This window comes from Leptolyngbya sp. FACHB-36, from assembly GCF_014695955.1.
Taxonomy (GTDB): domain Bacteria; phylum Cyanobacteriota; class Cyanobacteriia; order Leptolyngbyales; family Leptolyngbyaceae; genus FACHB-36.
Window position 1 is genome coordinate 1 of record NZ_JACJPG010000536.1, and the last position, 1846, is coordinate 1846.

Annotated in this window: 1 protein-coding gene and 1 pseudogene; one reads left to right on the forward strand and one right to left on the reverse strand. The window is 53.4% G+C overall.

Annotated elements, in window-relative coordinates:
* Positions 1-434, reverse strand: a pseudogene (locus tag H6F43_RS15410) (acyl-CoA desaturase); the annotation flags it as partial.
* Positions 435-614: 180 nt separating this feature from the next.
* Between H6F43_RS15410 and H6F43_RS22745 the strand changes: the two are divergent.
* Complete coding sequence (locus H6F43_RS22745; RefSeq protein ID WP_190343612.1) at positions 615-1841, forward strand: TetR family transcriptional regulator; 1227 nt, start codon at positions 615-617, stop codon at positions 1839-1841.
* Positions 1842-1846 lie beyond the last annotated feature (5 nt).

Here is a 1846-nt window from a genome sequence, read left to right on the forward strand (position 1 = left end):
TAGGAGTCGTAATCAAACACCTGCGGCTGCACGTAGAACAACCACATCATGTGGCTCCACCAAAATCCGCGCCGTGCCGAATAGGGGTCGCGGTCTACGTCTTCGGTGTGGAGGTGGTGTACTCGGTGCCCCGCTACCCAAAAAATTGGTCCACCCTGTAGGGCAAATGCGCCGATCAACGTAATGAGGTACTCCAGCGGTTTTGGCACCTGGAAACTGCGATGAGTCAGCAGGCGATGATAGCCCAGGCAGATGCCGATGCTACCAAAGAGCCAGTGCAGAAATAGGGTGACGCCCAGCGCAGTCCAGGAAAAGAACCAGGGCGCAAGCAGAGCGATCGCATGAATGGCACCAAAGAACGCAACATTCGTCCAATTCAGTGCGAGTGATTGACCGCGCTTTGTCGGCGCAGCGCTAACAGCATTAGAAGTCATAAAAATCCTGTTGTAATGTGAACAGCTCATTCAGCGGAACGAGCCTCTCAACGTCCAGGGCTAACTCAGATAGGCTGGTCGCAGTCTGAATCACCCGCTAGAGTAGAAGTGCAAGTGTCACTTGCATTTACAGCTTAACAAGACCTCGTTTTTTATGCAAGTACCACTTGCATTTTTATCATGGCGTCATCTCGGACCTTGAAGCAACAACGCTTAATCGACGCGGCCGTAGAGCTCTTTGCCGCTCAAGGCGTAACCGAAACCACGACAAAGCAAATCGCAGAACGAGCCGGAGTTAACGAAGTAACGCTGTTTCGGCAGTTTGGCAGCAAGTATGGGCTGCTATTAGCCGTGATTGAAGACGCGACGATCGTGTCCCAAATGGGGCAAACGCTGATTGAGCAAGCCGGTCAGACTAGCAGCATCTACTCGGCTCTAAGAACCTACGCAATGGCGTATTTGGAGTCCCTGGAGCGCGTACCCGATGTGGTGAGATCGATCGTGGGCGAAGCAGGGCACTACCCAATCGAGAATCGCAAGGCGTTGGGACAGGGTTTGACGCTAGCGAATCGCTCAGTAGCGGAGTACTTCCAGACGGTCATTGATCGCGATCAACTGCCAACACACCTATCAGCGGAGACTCTTGCCAGTCAGCTTAATAGTATGCTGCTGGGCTACGCTGTCATCGAACTTACGAGCGAGTTTCATGCACTGTGGCACGATCGCGAAGAGTTCCTGGAGAATTTGATGACGCTGTTTTTGCACGGTGCCGTCACACCGCTACCGGACATTACAGCAGAGGCGCTGATTGAAGCACCCACCAGCGAAACGATCGCGGACTTGCCTGCCCACCTTGTTCACCAGATTCTGCAACAAGGTAAAAAAGCGGGACCTCAAGCCTACGCTCTGACGTATGTGCTGTTTAGTGCAGGATTAAGTCCATCTGAAGTGGTTGGGCTAGAGCGATCGCACTACGTCCAGGATGCTCACTACCAGCTTTTGCAGATCGGGAGCGATCGCCAAGTTCCTCTAAATCAGTGGATTTTGGGCAAGCGCTATGGGTCGCACACCAAGAATCCCTTGGCGCAATGGCTCAGAAGCCGCAAGGACGCTAATTCTGCCTTATTCCTTAGCTCGACGGGTGAGGCAATCTCTGAAGCAGAACTGCGGCAGCACTGGCAGGATTGGACGATCAACCATCTCACCCCCGATGGACACCCCCCCGTGATCGAGCAGGCACAATCGACGTGGTGTATAGAAATGTTGATGAAGGGAATCAGCATTACCGATTTGCAGCGATTAACTGGGCTAACGACTCCACAGCTTTTGTCCTATGCCCACCGCGCTAGAGACAAGGCAGCACTCGAACAGGCGATCCGACTCGACCAGCGCCGAAAGCCACAATAGTGGGA

Coding starts and splice junctions, on each gene's coding strand:
- H6F43_RS22745 (WP_190343612.1), top strand. CDS start 615: ATGGCGTCATCTCGGACCTTGAAGCAACAACGCTTAATCGACGCGGCC.